The organism is Gordonia alkaliphila (genome assembly GCF_023017165.1).
Lineage (GTDB): Bacteria > Actinomycetota > Actinomycetes > Mycobacteriales > Mycobacteriaceae > Gordonia > Gordonia alkaliphila.
The window spans coordinates 2,106,481-2,120,696 of record NZ_JALKBW010000001.1 but is presented as its reverse complement, the minus strand read 5'-3'; the positions used below and the strand labels follow the sequence as shown (position 1 = coordinate 2,120,696).

The following is a 14,216-nucleotide window of genomic DNA, read 5'->3' as shown; positions in this document are numbered from 1 at the left end:
GGGCCTCTCAGATCATGTGGGCCTTGCGGTAGAACCGCAGGGCCGGCTTGGTGAGCAGTCCGACTTCGTCGAGGAACTCCATCAGGTGCGTGCAACTGCTGCGGATCATCGAGTGGAAGTGCGCGTTGCCTGCCGCTTCCCGACGGGCACGGGCGACGTCGAGCCCCGCGTCGGCGTAGGCCTGCGGCTGGATCAGGCTCTCGACGATGAGCGAGGCGCCCAGCGCCACCGACAGCGCGCTGGCGTGCCGCCGCTTGGCACTGATGCCCTGCATGGATGCGCGGACCTCCTCGCGCGCGAACTTCATGTGCCGCGACTCTTCGAGCACGTGGATCTCGTTGATGGTCCGGATGAACGGCAGCACCCGGTCGTCGCGCATGCAGCCGCGCTGGAACACGTCGAGCACTTCCTCGGCGACGAGGATCCCGGCGTAGGCCACTTCGTCCTTGGCGATCAGTTTGAAGAGCTTGCCGAGGCGGCCGATCTTCGGGTGCGGGTGATACGAGCGACCGACCATCTTCTCCGAGGCCTTCGCGAACATCAGCGAGTGCCGGCATTCGTCGGCCACTTCGATCAGGGCGAACTGGAACTCGGGGCTGTGGTACTCGCCGAGGTACTGGTCGGTGATCACCATCTGCTGCAGGATCATCTCGAACCAGATCCCGATGCACATGATCGACGCGAACTCGTGGCGGGTGAGCGCGATGCGCTGCTCGGTCGTGAGCTCGTCCCAGTAGTCGGTGCCGTAGAGCGACGACCACTCCGGGCTGCAGCCGTACTTGTCCGGCTCCATCGGCAACGACCAGTCGATCTCGGTCATCGCGTTGCGGGACAGCCGGGCGGCCGACGCGAGGAGTCGTTCGGCGACCTCGTCGGGCCCCTGATCGGGACGGCTCACCGCGGTCTCGCCCACCCCTGTTCCCAGGGCCGGATCCCGCTCGATGGCAGCAGTCATGGTGTTCCACTCCTTGTCGCACTCGGGCTGTGACACAACTAACCGTTACAACGCTTATTGTCACCGTAGCACCTGCTTGCGCACGTAGAAAGGGTCTGGAAACCTACTCGGCAGTAAGGTTGGGTGGACGCGACCGCGTCCGCCGCGGGACGAGCGGAGGACACCATGGGATCGATCTTCATTTCCGGCGGAGCAGCGGGTATCGGCCTGGCGACGGCCGAACGCTTCGCCCGCGAGGGCTGGACCGTGGGCGTCTACGACGTGAGCGAGGAGGCCCTGGCCGCGGTGCGCGAGCAGCACCCCGACTTCGTCACCGGCACCCTCGACGTCCGCGACGCCGACCAGTGGGACGCCGCCCTGGCGGACTTCACCGCGCACACCGGCGGGCAGCTCGACGTGCTCGACAACAACGCCGGCGTGCTGGTCTCCGGCGACCTGGCCGAGCTGACGCCGGCCGCGGTGAAGGCGCAGATCGACATCGACGCGCTGGGCGTCGCACTCGGCGCGCAGGCCGCGCACCGCTACCTGGCCGCCACCCCGGGCGCACACCTGGTGAACATCGCGTCGGCGTCGGCCATCTACGGCCAGCCCGGAATCGCGATCTACAGCGCCACCAAGTTCTTCGTCGCCGGCCTCACCGAGGCATTGGAGCTGGAGTGGCAGAGCGACGACATCCGCGTGGTGTCGATCTGGCCGCTGTGGGCCAAGACCGCCCTCGCCGAGACCGACGCGAAGACCACCAAGACCCTCGGCGTCCGGCTGACCGCCGACGACGTGGCCGAGAAGATCTGGGAGTCGGTGCACCCGAACGCCGTGGACCGACTGACCCGGCGCACCAGCTACTCGGTGGGCGCGCAGACCACCGTGCTGAGCAACGCCGCCAAGTTCATTCCGAACAGCGTGAGCCGCCTGGTCAACAAGGCTCTCGCCCAGTAGCGACCACCCGGCACACGCCGGAAACGAAAAGAACCGCTACCGACCCGGAGGTCGGTAGCGGTTCTTTGTGCTTGAGTTCGCTCAGCGGCGGTCGAGGTCGACCAGGCCCAGCTGCGCAGCCTTGACCAGGCGACGCGGGATCCGGTGGGTCACACCGTTGACCTTCTCCTCCTGCAGGGGAGCGTTGTCCGCCTTCCACTGCGAACGACGACTGCGGGTGTTAGCCCGCGACATCCGGCGCTTCGGTACTGCCATGGTTCCAGCCCTTCTCTTACGTGCTTACTTTCGTGCGCGAGTGGGGTTCGGTGAGACCGATCCGGCCGACTCGCGACCATTGCTCGCTAGGCACGCCCCGCTATTTCACGCGACGCGCAACTTGAACAGACTAACCGGTCAGCGCCGGGTCCTGCAAAACGGCGTCGGGGCACTACCATCACCGGGGTGTCAGGCGTCGCCTCCGGATTCACCGTCATCTTCATCGTGGTGGGCATCGGCTACGTCCTCGGGCGCACGCGTGTGCTCGGCGACCAGGCCGTCACCGTGCTGGCCCGCATGGTCTTCTTCGTCTGCACGCCGGCCCTGATGATCACCTCGCTGTCGAGCAACGACTTGTCGGTGGTGTTCTCCTCCACGCTGGCCGTCGCCGCGATCACCGCCGTCGCCACCGGCGCACTCTACTTCGCCGTGGTGCGCCTGGTGTGGCGCCGCGCGGTCCCCGACGCGGTGATCGGCGCGCTGTCGTCGTCGTACGTCAACAGCGTGAATCTGGGTCTGCCGATCGCCATCTTCGTGCTCGACGATGCCTCGTTCATCGCTCCGCTGCTGCTGTTCCAGATCATGCTGTACTCCCCCATCGCCCTGGTGACGCTGGATCTCACGGCGCTCGACGCCGCGCACCGGCGCTCGCTGTGGCGCACGGTGGCCACGCCGGTGAGCAATCCGATCGTGATCGGCGGGCTGATCGGTCTCGCACTGTCGTTGGCCGGTATCCGCCTGCCCGAGCCGGTGTTCTCGCCGCTGGACATGCTCGGCCAGGCGTCGGTGCCGCTGGCGCTGCTCGCCTTCGGGCTGTCGTTGACCGGGGTGCAGGTGTTCGCCAAGGGCGCGAGTCCGCGCCGGGACACCGCGTTGGCCGCCGCCGGGAAGATGGCCGTGATGCCGGCTCTGGCCTACGTGCTGGCGCGCTGGGGATTCGGCATGACCGGACCGGCACTGTTCGCGCAGGTGGTGATCGCCGCGCTCCCGACCGCGCAGAACGTCTTGGTCTACGCCACGCGGTACGGCCGCGGCGAGATCCTGGCCCGCGACAGCGCGCTGGTGACCACCCTGCTTTCGATCCCGATCATCGCCCTCCTGGCGGCGGTCTTGGCCTAGAACGAGCGTTGCCGTCTGCTGCAGTCACATACTGACTGCAGCAGACGGCAACGTCGAGGAAAGTGCGGGCGGATCAGTTGGGACGACGCGGACCCAGGTTCTGGCCGCGGGGCGCGCGTTCGGTGTCTACACCGCCCATCAGGGCGAAGCCGGTGACGATCACGCGCGGCGCGCCCGGTCGGCCGGCGCCGGCGCCGCGGCCGGAGAAGCCGCCCATGATGCCGGTGCCGTGGACTTCGACGGTCACGTCTTCGGGCACCACGATGCGGATGCCGCCCATGATCGCGCGGCACGCGATGGTCAGCACCGGCGCGGTGAACTCCACGTCGCGCAGGTCGATCTCGACGCCGCCCATCAGCGAGAAGGCCGTGAGGTGGCCGGCGACCACGGCACCGCCGCCGATCGAGCCGCCGGACAGGATGCCCGACACGCGCGTCACCGGGGCTGCGCCCGAGGTGCTCACCGACGTCTCGTCCAGCCTGCCGCTGACCACTGCGCCGCCCAGGCGATCCATCGGCAGATCCGCACAGAGGGCGTCGAGTTCGGCCAGGGTCACGGCCGCCAACGCGGTACCCGCGCGCTCGGTGAACTCCTCCGGCGACAGCGCACCCACGCTCATCGCCGCGGCGAGGATGGCGTTGGCCTCTTCGCGATCGGCCGTGCTGGCCCGCGTCTGTCCTCGCACGTCGTTGCCGAGCGGGACCGGAAAGTACTTGGCGCCATGCGGTTCCTGGGTCACGGGCTCCACCCTAATGGGTGCGGCGTGCGACCGGGCGGCGCCGCGGATCAGCGGGAGCGAAGGTAGTCGCCGACTACCGCGGCGCCCAGACCGTCGAGGTCCGGACTCACCACACGGCCGCCGATGCGGCGGGCGATCTGGTCGACGAAGCGGGCCAGGCCGGGGTCATCGCCCAGCTTGAAGAAGGTGACCTGGGCGCCCATCCGCGAGATGTGGTCGAGTTCGCGGACGGTGAGACCGATGGTCTGCGGATGCGGCGGATAGAAGAAGAACGGCTGGCCGTCCGGCTCCAGGTGCGCGGTGGGTTCACCGTCGGTCACCACCAGCACCACCGGCTGCGCGTTCGGGAAGCGACGCAGATGCCGCTGGGCCAGCATCAGGGCGTGGTGCAGGTTGGTGCCCTGCTCCATGCGCGGTTCCAGGCCGGTCAGCTCGCCCACCGAGGTGTCCCGCGCATAGCGCCCGAACTCGATCAGGTGGAGTTCGTCGGATCGGAAACGCGTGGAGATCAAGTGATTGAGCGCGAGCGCCGTGCGCTTCATCGGCGTCCAGCGGCCCTCCATCACCATCGAGAACGACGTGTCGACGAGCAGCACGACGGCCGCCTGCGGCCGCGCCTCGGTGTCGGTCACCTCCACGTCGCCCATCTCGATCCGCACGCCACCGGAAGCCATGGCGGCCAAGGCGTCGGCACCGTGCGGTGCCGACGACACCGTGCGCAGCACCGCGTTCGAAAGTGTGCGCGTCACATCCCAGGGTTCGGTGTCCCCGTACGCCCACTCGCGGGTGGCGCCGGTCAGTTCGCCGAGGCGGCCCGCGGTGTCCGCGCGCCGCTCCCCCGAGCGCGACGACAGTTGTGCCGCAATGTCTTTCAGGATCGACTCGCCCAGCTGGCGCATCGCCTTCGGCGACAGGCCCAGCCGGCCGTCCGGATCGCGCTGGAAGAAGCCCTGCTCCCGCAGCGCCCGATCGAGCTCGGCGAGGGTGCGCGCGTCGGCGGCGGCCTCGTCGCCGAGCTGCCGCGCGAGGGCGTCCAGGTCGAGGTCTTCCATCTGCGCGCCGGCGTAGGCCTGGGAGAGCTGTTCGGCCAGCTCCTCCAGTTCGCCGATGTCGCGCAGCGCGGCGGCGCCCTCACCCATGCCCATCGACTGATCGCCGGAGAACTCCTGCGACCCATCCCAATTCAGGTCCGGGCGCGCTTCGCGCAGGGCGGAGTCCATCTGCGACAGCTGGTTCATCAGGGCCGGCGAGCCGAAGGCCTGCTGCGAGAGCGCGGCCAACTCGGCCTGCTGCTCCGGACTGAGGGAGTTGAAGAACTGTTGCGCCGCAGCGGATCTGCGCGCCAGGTCGTCGATCAGCTCCTCGGTGTTCTGCGGATTCTCCGGGAAGAACTCACCGTGTTTGTCCATGAACTGTTCGAAGGCCTCGGTGGTGTCCTCGCCGCGATTGTGCGCGTCGAGCAGCTCGTTGAGGTCGGCGAGCATCTCCGAGATCTGTTGCCGGTCTTCGTCGCTCGCCCCCTCCAGTGCCTTCTTCATGCCCGCGAAGCGCTGGTCGAGCGCTTCCCGGCCGAGCAGGTCGGAGATCTGCTGGTACTTCTCCCGCGCCTCCTGGCTGCGCCACTGATAGTCCTGCAGCTCCCGGACGGCCTGGGCGGTGGAGGCCGGCAGGCTGCCGATCTGCATCTCGGCCAGGCGGGCGTCGTCGTCCAGGTCCCGGGCGAGCTGCTTGCGTTCGGCCAGGACCGCGTCGTCGAGCAGCTTGCGGATCTCTTCAAAGGTCCCGTCCAGGTTCCGCGACTTCAGCAGCTCCCGGCGGCGGCGGTTCGCCAGCTCGGCGAGTCGATCGAGGCCGCGCGTCGTCGAACCGCCGCGGCGCAGGAACTCGCGCAGCGCGCGGTCCGGCGAGGTTCCACCCATCACGTCGTCGCCGATGGCCGCGAGTGCCTCCCGCAGATCCACCGGCGGCGCCAGCGGATCGGGGCCGCCGGTGTACCGCTGGTAGCGGGAGCGATGGTGCCGGTTGGTGGTCATGATCAGTCGATTTCGGTGTCGACCGACTCCACGCGGTACACGGTGCGACCGCGCTCGTCGGGTTCCTTGCCGATGCGACGGGCCAGGTACAGCCCTTCCAGCGCGAACTCGACGCCGCTGGCCCGCTCGGCCTCCTCGAGCTCGAGACGTTCGACGAGCTGATCGAGCACCTCGACGACCTCCGGGTCCTCGCCCAACGCGGCGATCACCTCGGCGGCCGGCACGCGGTCGCCGGTCAGCACGGCGTCGCCGCTCTCCAAGCGGTCCACCAGCGGGCGCAGGTCGAGGCCGCCCAGGTCGGCGCGGACCGCATCGGCGGTGGCCTTGCGCAGCAGGTAGTCGAGGATCTCGAGCTCACGGCCCTCTTCGCCGGACTCGAACTCCACCTTGCCGCGCAGCACCTCCACCACGGATTCGAGATCCACCGGGCGGGCCACCGCGAGTTCTTCGCCGACCACCGTGGCACGGTGCAGGGCGGCCGCGGCGACGGTCTCGGCGCCGGCGATCGAGAAGCGCGCCGAGACGCCGGACCGCTGATCGATCGACGGATGCTCGCGCAGGTAGCGCGTGAAGCGCGCCAGGATGCCGATCAGGAACGACGGCACCGTGGCCACCAGATCGGCTTCCTGCTCGATCACGTCCACCTCGTCGTCGAGCTCCAACGGATAGTGGGTGCGGATCTCGGCGCCGAAGCGGTCCTTGAGCGGCGTGATGATGCGGCCGCGGTTGGTGTAGTCCTCCGGGTTGGCGCTGGCCATGACGAGCACGTCGAGCGGCAGCCGCAGGTTGTAGCCGCGGACTTGGATGTCGCGCTCCTCCATCACGTTGAGCATGGAGACCTGGATGCGCTCGGCGAGGTCGGGCAGTTCGTTGATCACGATGAGGCCGCGGTGCGCGCGCGGGATGAGCCCGAAGTGGATGGTCTCCGGGTCGCCCAGGCTGCGGCCCTGCGCCACCTTCATGGGGTCGATGTCGCCCACGAGGTCGGCCACCGAGGTGTCCGGCGTCGCCAGCTTCTCGCTGTAGCGCTCGCTGCGGTGCCGCCATTCGATCGGCAGGTCGTCGCCTGATTCGGTTGCGCGACGGCGCGATTCGGGCAGGATCGGATCGTACGGGTGCTCGTCGAGCTCGGAACCGGCGATCACCGGGGTCCACTCGTCGAGCAGGTTCACCAGGGTGCGCAGCAGTCGGGTCTTGCCCTGGCCGCGCTCGCCCAGCATCACCACGTCGTGCCCGGCGATCAGCGCCCGCTCGAGCTGCGGGATGACCGTCGCCTCGAAGCCGACGATGCCCTCCCACGGGTCGTCGCCTGCGCGCAGCGCGGTCAGCAGGTTGTGGCGGATCTCGTCCCGGACGTCGCGCCGGCGATGGTCACTGGCGCGCAGTTCGCCAAGTGTCGCGGCGGTGGGAGCGGGATTGGCAGCGGTATCGATCACAGTCTCCGAGGGCACGCCGCCCACGCTACCCGTCCGCGCCACGACGGGGTTCGGGTCAGCAGAGGGCCTGCATCGTCGACCCTTCCGGGCGTAGCATCGCGGCATGGCATGGGACGCATTGGACCTGTACACCCACGGCCTCGACTTCTTCTCCGAAGTGGTCGACGCGGTACCCGTCGACAGTTGGAACCGCGCCTCCCCGTGCGCGGGATGGACGGGGAGAGACGTCCTCGGCCACGTCGGCGCCGGGACCGAGATGGGCATCGCGATCCTCTCCGGCAAACCGATGACCTACGAGGCCGTCGATCCGCCCGGCAGTGTGGTGCCCGACGATCCCGCCGCCTGGTGGCGCGACCTGGCCGCCGCAGCGCGCACCGCCCTGGCGACCGTCGAGGACCTCGATCGAGTGGTCGAGTCGCCGGCCGGTCCGCGATCGGTGCGCGACGGGCTGTCGTTCCCGGGGGTGGATCTGTTCCTGCACGGCTGGGATCTCGCGGCCGCCACCGGGCAGAAGGTGGAACTCCCCGCGGAGGCCATCGCGTTCACCGAGCAGATGTTCACGCACATCCCCGATGAGGTGAGCCGGCAGCCCGGAGTCTTCGGACCGGCGCTCGAAGCGCCCGCGGACGCTTCGGCCACGGACCGGTTGCTGTCGTTCACTGGGCGCGACCCGTCGTTCTAGCCCAAGCCGTCGACCAGGGTCTGCAGTTTGGCGTAGCCCTGGTCCACGCCGACTTCCATGCCCGACTTCAGCCAGGCATCGCGACCCTCGAGCGAGTCGACCAGCGACTGCGCATGCAGTCGGGTCCACCCGTCGCCGAGGTCCTCGAAGCGCAGGGTTTCCAGGGAGACGTCGTCGGGCATGCCTTCGAAGGTGAAGGTCTGCACGATCAGGCCCTCGCGCACGGTGTGGAAGCAGCCGCGGAAGCCGTACTCCTCGCCGCCCTCCGGCGCACCGCTCGGGCGAGCGACGTACCGCCACTCCCCGCCGTCGCGCGCGTCCCAGGCCTGCACCAGGGTGTCGAGGCCGTCCGGCCCCACCCAGCGCGCGAAGAGTTCGGGGTCGGTGTGCGCCCGGTGCAGCTGCGCGGGCGTCGCGCGGAAGTCGCGCGTGATGCGGATGAGCGGCAGATTCGGGTCGGCCTCGATGGTGGCCTTCTCGATACGTGTAGCAGTCATGACACTTTTCCTGTCTGTTCGTCGGGCTCCGGCTGTTCCGATTCCTCGTGGCCGAACTCCTGCGCGGGGACGGCGTCCAGGCGCTGGTAGCGCTCCTCCGCGCGACGGCGGTAGCGCTCGATCCAGCCGGTCATCATGTCGAAGACTTCGGCTTCGAGGCGCACCGGTCGTCGTTGGGCGTCACGGCTGCGACTGACCAGGCCTGCCTCCTCGAGCACCTTCAGGTGCCGAGACACCGCTTGCAGACTGATGTCGTACGGCGCCGCCAGGTCGCTGACGGTGGCTTCACCGTCGGTGAGGCGCGCGACGATGTCGCGGCGGGTCGGATCGGCGAGCGCGGCGAACGCGCGGGAGAGTTGATCACTCATGCCGGCACCTCCCGCGATCCATTCTCAACAACTTTGTTGAATACAAGTGAACGCCCCCACGCCCGGGGTTGTCAACACTTTTGTTGAATGCGGCCGGAGGCGGTCAGTCGTGGTCGCCGTCGACATAGAACCAGCGACCGCCTTCGCGCACGAAGCGACTGAGTTCGTGCAGCCGGCCTCGACCGTTCGCGTCGCGATAGACGGCGGTGAACTCGACCGTGCCGCGGTCGTCGAACGGACCACCCGCCGCCGTCGCCTCGACGGCCAGGTGCAGCCAGCGCCGGTCGGGATCCAGCCCCACCCCGACGGGGCGGGTGCTCGGATGCCAGGTGGCGAGCAGGTAGTCCTCATCCCCCACCGCGAAGGCGGTGAAGCGGCTGCACATCAGCGCCCGCGCGGTGGGCGCGACAGCCTCGCCGGCCAAGTACCGCCCGCAGCACGCCGCCAGCACTTCCCCGCTGCCACACGGGCATCTCGTCGAGTCGTTCACGCCCGCCACGCTACGTTCCCGCCCATAGGATCGACATGCGCCCAGGTGAAAGGCCCGCCAAAATCTTTCGAAAAAAGTTTCGACGAACTGTTGTGCGAGCACAATATGAGGCGTAACTTGGAGCTAGACGATGCGGATACCTCTGCCCGTCTGCCGAATCGAGTGGCTGCCGCGACCGACCGTCACGCAGCTCGACCGGTTCACCGCTGTACTCGTTCTCCTACCCGGAGGTGCCCACTCGTGGACGCAGCAGGTCTGACCGAACTCGCCGACTTCATGGTCGACGACGTCACCGACAACAACGACACCGTCGACAATCTGGCGCACTTCCTCGCGCGGGCGCGGGCGGTCGACGATGACCGCGAACTCCTCGCGGTGACCGCGGCGCTGCTGCGACTGCGCAACGTGGTCGACTACTCCCTCGCGGCTGCCTGTGCGGCGATCGAACGGAGCGGTCTGCCCGCCCGCAAGCATGTGCGGTCGGCCGCGGCGATCGTCACCGAACTCGGTGCAGCACCCGCGGTCGCGCACCGAGCGGTCCGCATCGGATGGGCGATCGCCGACGAAGGCCTCCGGGCGGTGACCCGTGGAATCCGCGACGGTGCGGTGTCCGCCGAGAAGGGCGACGCGGTCGTCACCGGCATCGGCCACGTCGAAGGCCGCGTCGTCGACCTCTCCGACGAGGACCGCGCGCGCGTGGTGCATTCGCTGATAGTGCAGACGACTCCGGCGCGCGTGAAGGAGAAGGCCCGCGCGTGGGCCATCAAACTCGCCCCGGTCGAGACCCCCGACGGACAGGTTCCCGTTGCGGAGCGCGACGACCTCAACGAGATGACGATGGACCGGACCGACGACGGCCGCGTCGCCGTGACGATCGACCTGGACACCGTGGCCGCAGAGGAACTGTTCGCCGCGCTGGATCCGCTGACCCGACCGGTTCCCGAACCGGACGGATCGAACGACAAGCGCTCCGCTAAGCGGCGACGAGCCGACGCGATGACCCAGGTGGTGCGGACCTACCTCGCACACTCCGAACGGCCGGAATCGGGCGGCGTTCTGCCGCACGTGACCTTGTCGGTGCCGGCGGCGGTGGTGATGAACGGGCAGGTGCTCGATTCGGTTGCGGGGCAGACGATTTCGATCCCGTTCGCCGGTTCCGATACCGCCGTGCCGTGGCTCGGCTTCGGCGGACCGATCTCCGCACGCACCGCAGAAGTGATCATGTGCGAGGCGTCGGTCGCGATCGCACTGCTCGACGACAACGGCTCCCCACTCAACGTCGGCCGCGAGAAGCGACTGTTCACGCCAGCCATCCGCAAAGCACTCGTCCTCCGTGATCGCGGCTGCGCGTTCCCCGGCTGCGGGCTACCGCCGTCCTGGTGCGACGGCCACCACGTGGACCATTGGGAGCACGGCGGGCAGACCTGCCTCGACAACGGTGTGCTGCTGTGCCGTCGTCACCACATGCTGATTCACCAAAGCGGATGGGAGGTGTTCATCGGCCACGACCGCCACCCCTGGTTCGTGCCACCGGCCGACCCCGAGCACCCGCAGCGCTTCCGGGAACCGATTCCGTCGAATGCCCGCCGGACTCTGACGTTGTTGCCCGGCGCGGCCTGAGTCCGTACCAGCGACGCCTGTTTCACGATCCGAAGTCCCAGCAGCACCAAAAGTGCTGTCCGCCAACAACTCTCGTATCACGCGAGATCTAGAACGTATCTGAATGCAGTGTCGGGAGAGATTTCCCGGCGCGATGTGTTGTTTGAGAATTCCATACTGCGAGCCCTTCGACGGGCTCAGGGACCGGCGAAGGGCGCCGGCCCTGGGCCCGCCGATAGGCGCTGCCCACGACCTGCCGTTGACAGCATCGCCCCCAGGTGTCATGGTTAGTTAGTCGAGTAACTAACCGAAGGACGCGAGCATGATCGACGACGGGCGGCCGCTGTTCCTGCAGATCGCCGACAGCATCGCCGACCAGATCATCGACGGCGACCTGCCCGAGGACGGCCAGGCACCGTCGACCAACGACCTGGCGCGCTTCTACCGGATCAACCCGGCCACCGCGGCCAAGGGCGTGAACCTCCTGGTGGACAAGGGCGTTCTGTACAAGCGTCGCGGGATCGGCATGTTCGTCGCGACCGGCGCGCGGGACGTGCTGCGCGCCGAACGCAGCACCGCGCTCGCCGACCGCTTCCTCGACCCCCTCCTGGCCGAAGCGGCCCGCCTCGGACTGAGCCGCCAAGACGTCATCGACCTCATCAACGCAAGGAGCTAAGACATGTCCGACACCGTCACCGACCCGGCCGTCCGAGTCCGCGAGTTGACCAAGAAGTACGGCCGCACCACCGTGCTCGACGCCATCGACTTCGACATCCCACGCGGCGTGATCTGCGGCCTGTTCGGCCGCAATGGCACCGGCAAGACCACCCTCATGTCGATCCTCACCGCGCAGAACTTCGCGACCTCCGGTCACGCGGAGATCTTCGGCGGCCAGCCGTACGAGAACCCGCGCGTCCTGGAACGCCTGTGCTTTGTCCGCGAAGGCCAGCGCTACCCCGACGATGCGAAACCCAAGCACGCCTTCGCAACCGCCGCACTCTTCTTCCCGAACTGGAACGACGACCTCGCCGCCCAGCTCATCGAGGACTTCCGGCTGCCGGTGAACACCCGAATCAAGAAGCTCTCCCGCGGCCAGCACTCCGCGGTCGGCATCATCATCGGCCTGGCCTCCCGCGCCGAGATCACGTTCTTCGACGAGCCGTACCTCGGCCTGGACGCCGTCGCCCGGCAGCTCTTCTACGACCGGCTACTCACCGACTACGCCGACCATCCGCGCACCGTCGTCATCTCCAGCCACTTGATCGATGAGATCGCCGACCTCATCGAGCAGGTACTGGTGCTCGACGACACGAAGGTGGTGATCGATGAAGCCGCCGATGACCTGCGCAACCGGGCCGTCACCGTGGTCGGCCCGGAAGCCGCGGTCGACGAGTTCATCGTCGGCCGCGAAGTACTGCACCGCGAACGCCTCGGCCCGGTCGCCTCCGTCACCGTGCTCGGTGCCCTCAACGACGACGAGCGGCAGGCCCTGGCCCGCGCCGGACTGACCACCATGCCGGTGTCGCTCCAGGAACTGATCGTGCGGCTCACCCAGGGGCCGCGCCCCGGACTCTCCACCCCCTCCGATCTCGACGCAGGAGCGCAACGATGAACCGCACCGCCAATGTGGTCCGCATGCAGCTGATCAACCGCCAGACCTTCGTCTGGACACCACTGCTGATCTTGTCCGCATCGTTCGCCATCACACTCGCGGTCTTCGGCATCATCGCCGCCGCCGTCAGCACACCGATCACCGAACCGATGTACAGCGGTGCCGTCCAGGCCCCACTCTGGTATTTCGCCGTGGTGGGCATCCAGTCCCTGTATCTGGGATTTCCGTTCTCCCAGGCGATGAGCGTGAGCCGCCGCGAATTCTTCACCGGCACCATGCTGACCGCCGCAGGCACCGCGCTCGGACTCTCCGCGATCTACCTGATCGGCGGCGTCATCGAACAAGCCACCGACGGGTGGGGCATACACGGCTACTTCTTCCGGCTTCCGTGGCTGTGGGATCAGGGCCCGTGGGCGGCAGCACTCTTCTACTTCACCGGGTCCATGCTCGTGTTCCTCATCGGCTTCCTCGGCGCGACGGTCTACCAGCGCTTCGGCTTGCTCTGGCTGATCGTCGGGCTCGTCGGAGTGGCCGCCGTGCTCGTTCTAGCCGCGCTCGGGATCACCCTCACCGACTCGTGGTCGGCCGTCGGCCGCACCCTGGCGCACGCCGAAGCGCTGTACGTGGCGTTGATCGGCGTCGGTGTGGCCGCGGTGCTGGCCGGCCTGAGTTACCTCACGCTGCGGCGCGCGACCCCCTGACTCCGTACCGCGTCAGCCGCCGAACCCCAGCCACAGGGCCAGTCCCAGTCCGGCCACGCCGATCGCGATACGCAACGGTGCGGCCGGGAGGCGTTCGACGATGGGCGGTCCCACCCAGCCGCCGATCAGACAACCGGCCCCCATCGCGAGCGCACCGCCCCAGTGCACGTCCGAGAAGATGATGAAACCGACCGCAGCCACCGCGTTGGCGATACCGAGCAGCGCCGACTTGAGCAGCGTGGCCCGCCAGAGCGGCAGACCGGTCAGTACCATCGCCAGCGCCACGAACATCACGCCGGCACCGGCGCCGAAGTAGCCGCCGTAGATCGACACCACGAACACGCCGACCAGCCACCAGGCGGGATGCTCGGCACGATCACCGACGCGGGCGCGCAGTCGCGGCTGCAGCAGCAGTGCGATGGCGGCCACCGCCACCAGATACGGCACCACCACTTCGAAAACCGACGACGGCGCCAACATCAGCGCCCCGGCGCCGACGGCACCACCGACGAGGGCGATCAGCGACGCCCGGGCCAGCGGTTTGCCGCCGTCCTCGGCCAGGAGCACCCGACCGGACTTGGCGAAGCTCCCCACGCCCACCGCCACCAGCGCCACCGTGTTGGTGACGTTCGCGGTCATCGGCGACAGCCCGGCCATCAGCAGCGCCGGGTAGCTGATGATCGATGCCAGTCCGGTCGCGTAGCCGACGGCACCGGCCGCGATGCCGGCGAGCACCAGCACCAGAATGTCGAGAAGACTCATGCTGTTTCCGTGCTCACCGGCGAGCAGCCGAA

General features: G+C 68.4%; 16 protein-coding genes. 7 read left to right on the top strand and 9 right to left on the bottom strand.

What is annotated here, in order from left to right:
- Positions 1–7 precede the first annotated feature (7 nt).
- Positions 8–955: an AurF N-oxygenase family protein gene (locus tag MUG78_RS09565; protein ID WP_246994246.1), complete on the bottom strand. Its 948-nt coding sequence runs from the start codon at positions 953–955 to the stop codon at positions 8–10.
- Between the two features lie 165 nt (positions 956–1,120).
- On the opposite strand from MUG78_RS09565, the gene MUG78_RS09560 reads away from it, so the two are divergent.
- Positions 1,121–1,891: an SDR family oxidoreductase gene (locus tag MUG78_RS09560; RefSeq protein ID WP_246994243.1), complete on the top strand. Its 771-nt coding sequence runs from the start codon at positions 1,121–1,123 to the stop codon at positions 1,889–1,891.
- Positions 1,892–1,972: 81 nt separating this feature from the next.
- On the opposite strand, the gene rpmF is transcribed toward MUG78_RS09560, so the two are convergent.
- Positions 1,973–2,146, bottom strand: coding sequence for a 50S ribosomal protein L32 (gene rpmF, locus MUG78_RS09555; protein WP_246994241.1), 174 nt, complete (start codon positions 2,144–2,146; stop codon positions 1,973–1,975).
- A gap of 186 nt (positions 2,147–2,332) precedes the next feature.
- Here rpmF and MUG78_RS09550 point away from each other — a divergent pair, with 186 nt between their 5' ends.
- Positions 2,333–3,265 (top strand): AEC family transporter, encoded by a 933-nt coding sequence (locus tag MUG78_RS09550; protein WP_246994239.1) that lies wholly within the window; start codon positions 2,333–2,335, stop codon positions 3,263–3,265.
- Positions 3,266–3,338: 73 nt separating this feature from the next.
- Here MUG78_RS09550 and MUG78_RS09545 read toward each other — a convergent pair whose 3' ends face one another.
- From MUG78_RS09545 to MUG78_RS09535, 3 genes are read right to left on the bottom strand one after another with little or no spacing between them, the layout of a single operon-like run.
- Positions 3,339–4,004, bottom strand: coding sequence for a DUF1707 SHOCT-like domain-containing protein (locus tag MUG78_RS09545; protein WP_246994238.1), 666 nt, complete (start codon positions 4,002–4,004; stop codon positions 3,339–3,341).
- A gap of 47 nt (positions 4,005–4,051) precedes the next feature.
- Positions 4,052–6,037, bottom strand: coding sequence for a vWA domain-containing protein (locus MUG78_RS09540; RefSeq protein WP_246994236.1), 1,986 nt, complete (start codon positions 6,035–6,037; stop codon positions 4,052–4,054).
- A gap of 2 nt (positions 6,038–6,039) precedes the next feature.
- The gene (locus MUG78_RS09535) at positions 6,040–7,488 is read right to left on the bottom strand and encodes a sigma 54-interacting transcriptional regulator (RefSeq protein ID WP_246994234.1); all 1,449 of its coding nucleotides are present in this window, start codon (positions 7,486–7,488) and stop codon (positions 6,040–6,042) included.
- 88 nt (positions 7,489–7,576) lie between these two features.
- Here MUG78_RS09535 and MUG78_RS09530 point away from each other — a divergent pair, with 88 nt between their 5' ends.
- Positions 7,577–8,155, top strand: a complete 579-nt coding sequence (locus MUG78_RS09530) for a TIGR03086 family metal-binding protein (protein WP_246994227.1) — start codon at positions 7,577–7,579, stop codon at positions 8,153–8,155.
- Here MUG78_RS09530 and MUG78_RS09525 read toward each other — a convergent pair.
- The 3 genes from MUG78_RS09525 to MUG78_RS09515 form a co-directional block, all read right to left on the bottom strand.
- Positions 8,152–8,652, bottom strand: a complete 501-nt coding sequence (locus MUG78_RS09525; protein ID WP_246994225.1) for an SRPBCC domain-containing protein — start codon at positions 8,650–8,652, stop codon at positions 8,152–8,154. The genes MUG78_RS09530 and MUG78_RS09525 overlap by 4 nt on opposite strands.
- The gene (locus MUG78_RS09520; protein WP_246994223.1) at positions 8,649–9,020 is read right to left on the bottom strand and encodes an ArsR/SmtB family transcription factor; all 372 of its coding nucleotides are present in this window, start codon (positions 9,018–9,020) and stop codon (positions 8,649–8,651) included. Before MUG78_RS09520 ends, MUG78_RS09525 begins: the two co-directional genes overlap by 4 nt.
- Before the next feature lie 103 nt (positions 9,021–9,123).
- Entirely contained in the window at positions 9,124–9,519 is a 396-nt protein-coding gene (locus MUG78_RS09515) for a YchJ family protein (RefSeq protein ID WP_246994221.1), read from the bottom strand.
- A 231-nt stretch (positions 9,520–9,750) separates the two neighbouring features.
- Between MUG78_RS09515 and MUG78_RS09510 the strand changes: the two genes are divergently transcribed.
- The 4 genes from MUG78_RS09510 (at position 9,751) to MUG78_RS09495 (ending at position 13,422) form a co-directional block, all read left to right on the top strand.
- Positions 9,751–11,130, top strand: a complete 1,380-nt coding sequence (locus tag MUG78_RS09510; protein WP_246994219.1) for an HNH endonuclease signature motif containing protein — start codon at positions 9,751–9,753, stop codon at positions 11,128–11,130.
- A gap of 301 nt (positions 11,131–11,431) precedes the next feature.
- Positions 11,432–11,785, top strand: a complete 354-nt coding sequence (locus tag MUG78_RS09505) for a GntR family transcriptional regulator (RefSeq protein WP_246994217.1) — start codon at positions 11,432–11,434, stop codon at positions 11,783–11,785.
- A gap of 3 nt (positions 11,786–11,788) precedes the next feature.
- A complete protein-coding gene (locus tag MUG78_RS09500; RefSeq protein WP_246994208.1) occupies positions 11,789–12,721 on the top strand; it encodes an ATP-binding cassette domain-containing protein in 933 nt (310 codons plus the stop codon).
- Entirely contained in the window at positions 12,718–13,422 is a 705-nt protein-coding gene (locus MUG78_RS09495) for a hypothetical protein (RefSeq protein WP_246994206.1), read from the top strand. The genes MUG78_RS09500 and MUG78_RS09495 overlap by 4 nt, the downstream gene beginning before the upstream one ends.
- 12 nt (positions 13,423–13,434) lie before the next feature.
- Here MUG78_RS09495 and MUG78_RS09490 read toward each other — a convergent pair whose 3' ends face one another.
- Positions 13,435–14,184 (bottom strand): sulfite exporter TauE/SafE family protein, encoded by a 750-nt coding sequence (locus MUG78_RS09490; RefSeq protein ID WP_246994204.1) that lies wholly within the window; start codon positions 14,182–14,184, stop codon positions 13,435–13,437.
- Positions 14,185–14,216: the final 32 nt, after the last annotated feature.

What these genes read in the sequence shown, in the direction of transcription:
- MUG78_RS09565 (WP_246994246.1), bottom strand. Translation starts at nt 955, where the DNA reads ATGACTGCTGCCATCGAGCGGGATCCGGCCCTGGGAACAGGGGTGGGC.
- MUG78_RS09560 (WP_246994243.1), top strand. Translation starts at nt 1,121, where the DNA reads ATGGGATCGATCTTCATTTCCGGCGGAGCAGCGGGTATCGGCCTGGCG.
- rpmF (WP_246994241.1), bottom strand. Translation starts at nt 2,146, where the DNA reads ATGGCAGTACCGAAGCGCCGGATGTCGCGGGCTAACACCCGCAGTCGT.
- MUG78_RS09540 (WP_246994236.1), bottom strand. Translation starts at nt 6,037, where the DNA reads ATGACCACCAACCGGCACCATCGCTCCCGCTACCAGCGGTACACCGGC.
- MUG78_RS09530 (WP_246994227.1), top strand. Translation starts at nt 7,577, where the DNA reads ATGGCATGGGACGCATTGGACCTGTACACCCACGGCCTCGACTTCTTC.
- MUG78_RS09525 (WP_246994225.1), bottom strand. Translation starts at nt 8,652, where the DNA reads ATGACTGCTACACGTATCGAGAAGGCCACCATCGAGGCCGACCCGAAT.
- MUG78_RS09520 (WP_246994223.1), bottom strand. Translation starts at nt 9,020, where the DNA reads ATGAGTGATCAACTCTCCCGCGCGTTCGCCGCGCTCGCCGATCCGACC.
- MUG78_RS09505 (WP_246994217.1), top strand. Translation starts at nt 11,432, where the DNA reads ATGATCGACGACGGGCGGCCGCTGTTCCTGCAGATCGCCGACAGCATC.
- MUG78_RS09500 (WP_246994208.1), top strand. Translation starts at nt 11,789, where the DNA reads ATGTCCGACACCGTCACCGACCCGGCCGTCCGAGTCCGCGAGTTGACC.
- MUG78_RS09495 (WP_246994206.1), top strand. Translation starts at nt 12,718, where the DNA reads ATGAACCGCACCGCCAATGTGGTCCGCATGCAGCTGATCAACCGCCAG.
- MUG78_RS09490 (WP_246994204.1), bottom strand. Translation starts at nt 14,184, where the DNA reads ATGAGTCTTCTCGACATTCTGGTGCTGGTGCTCGCCGGCATCGCGGCC.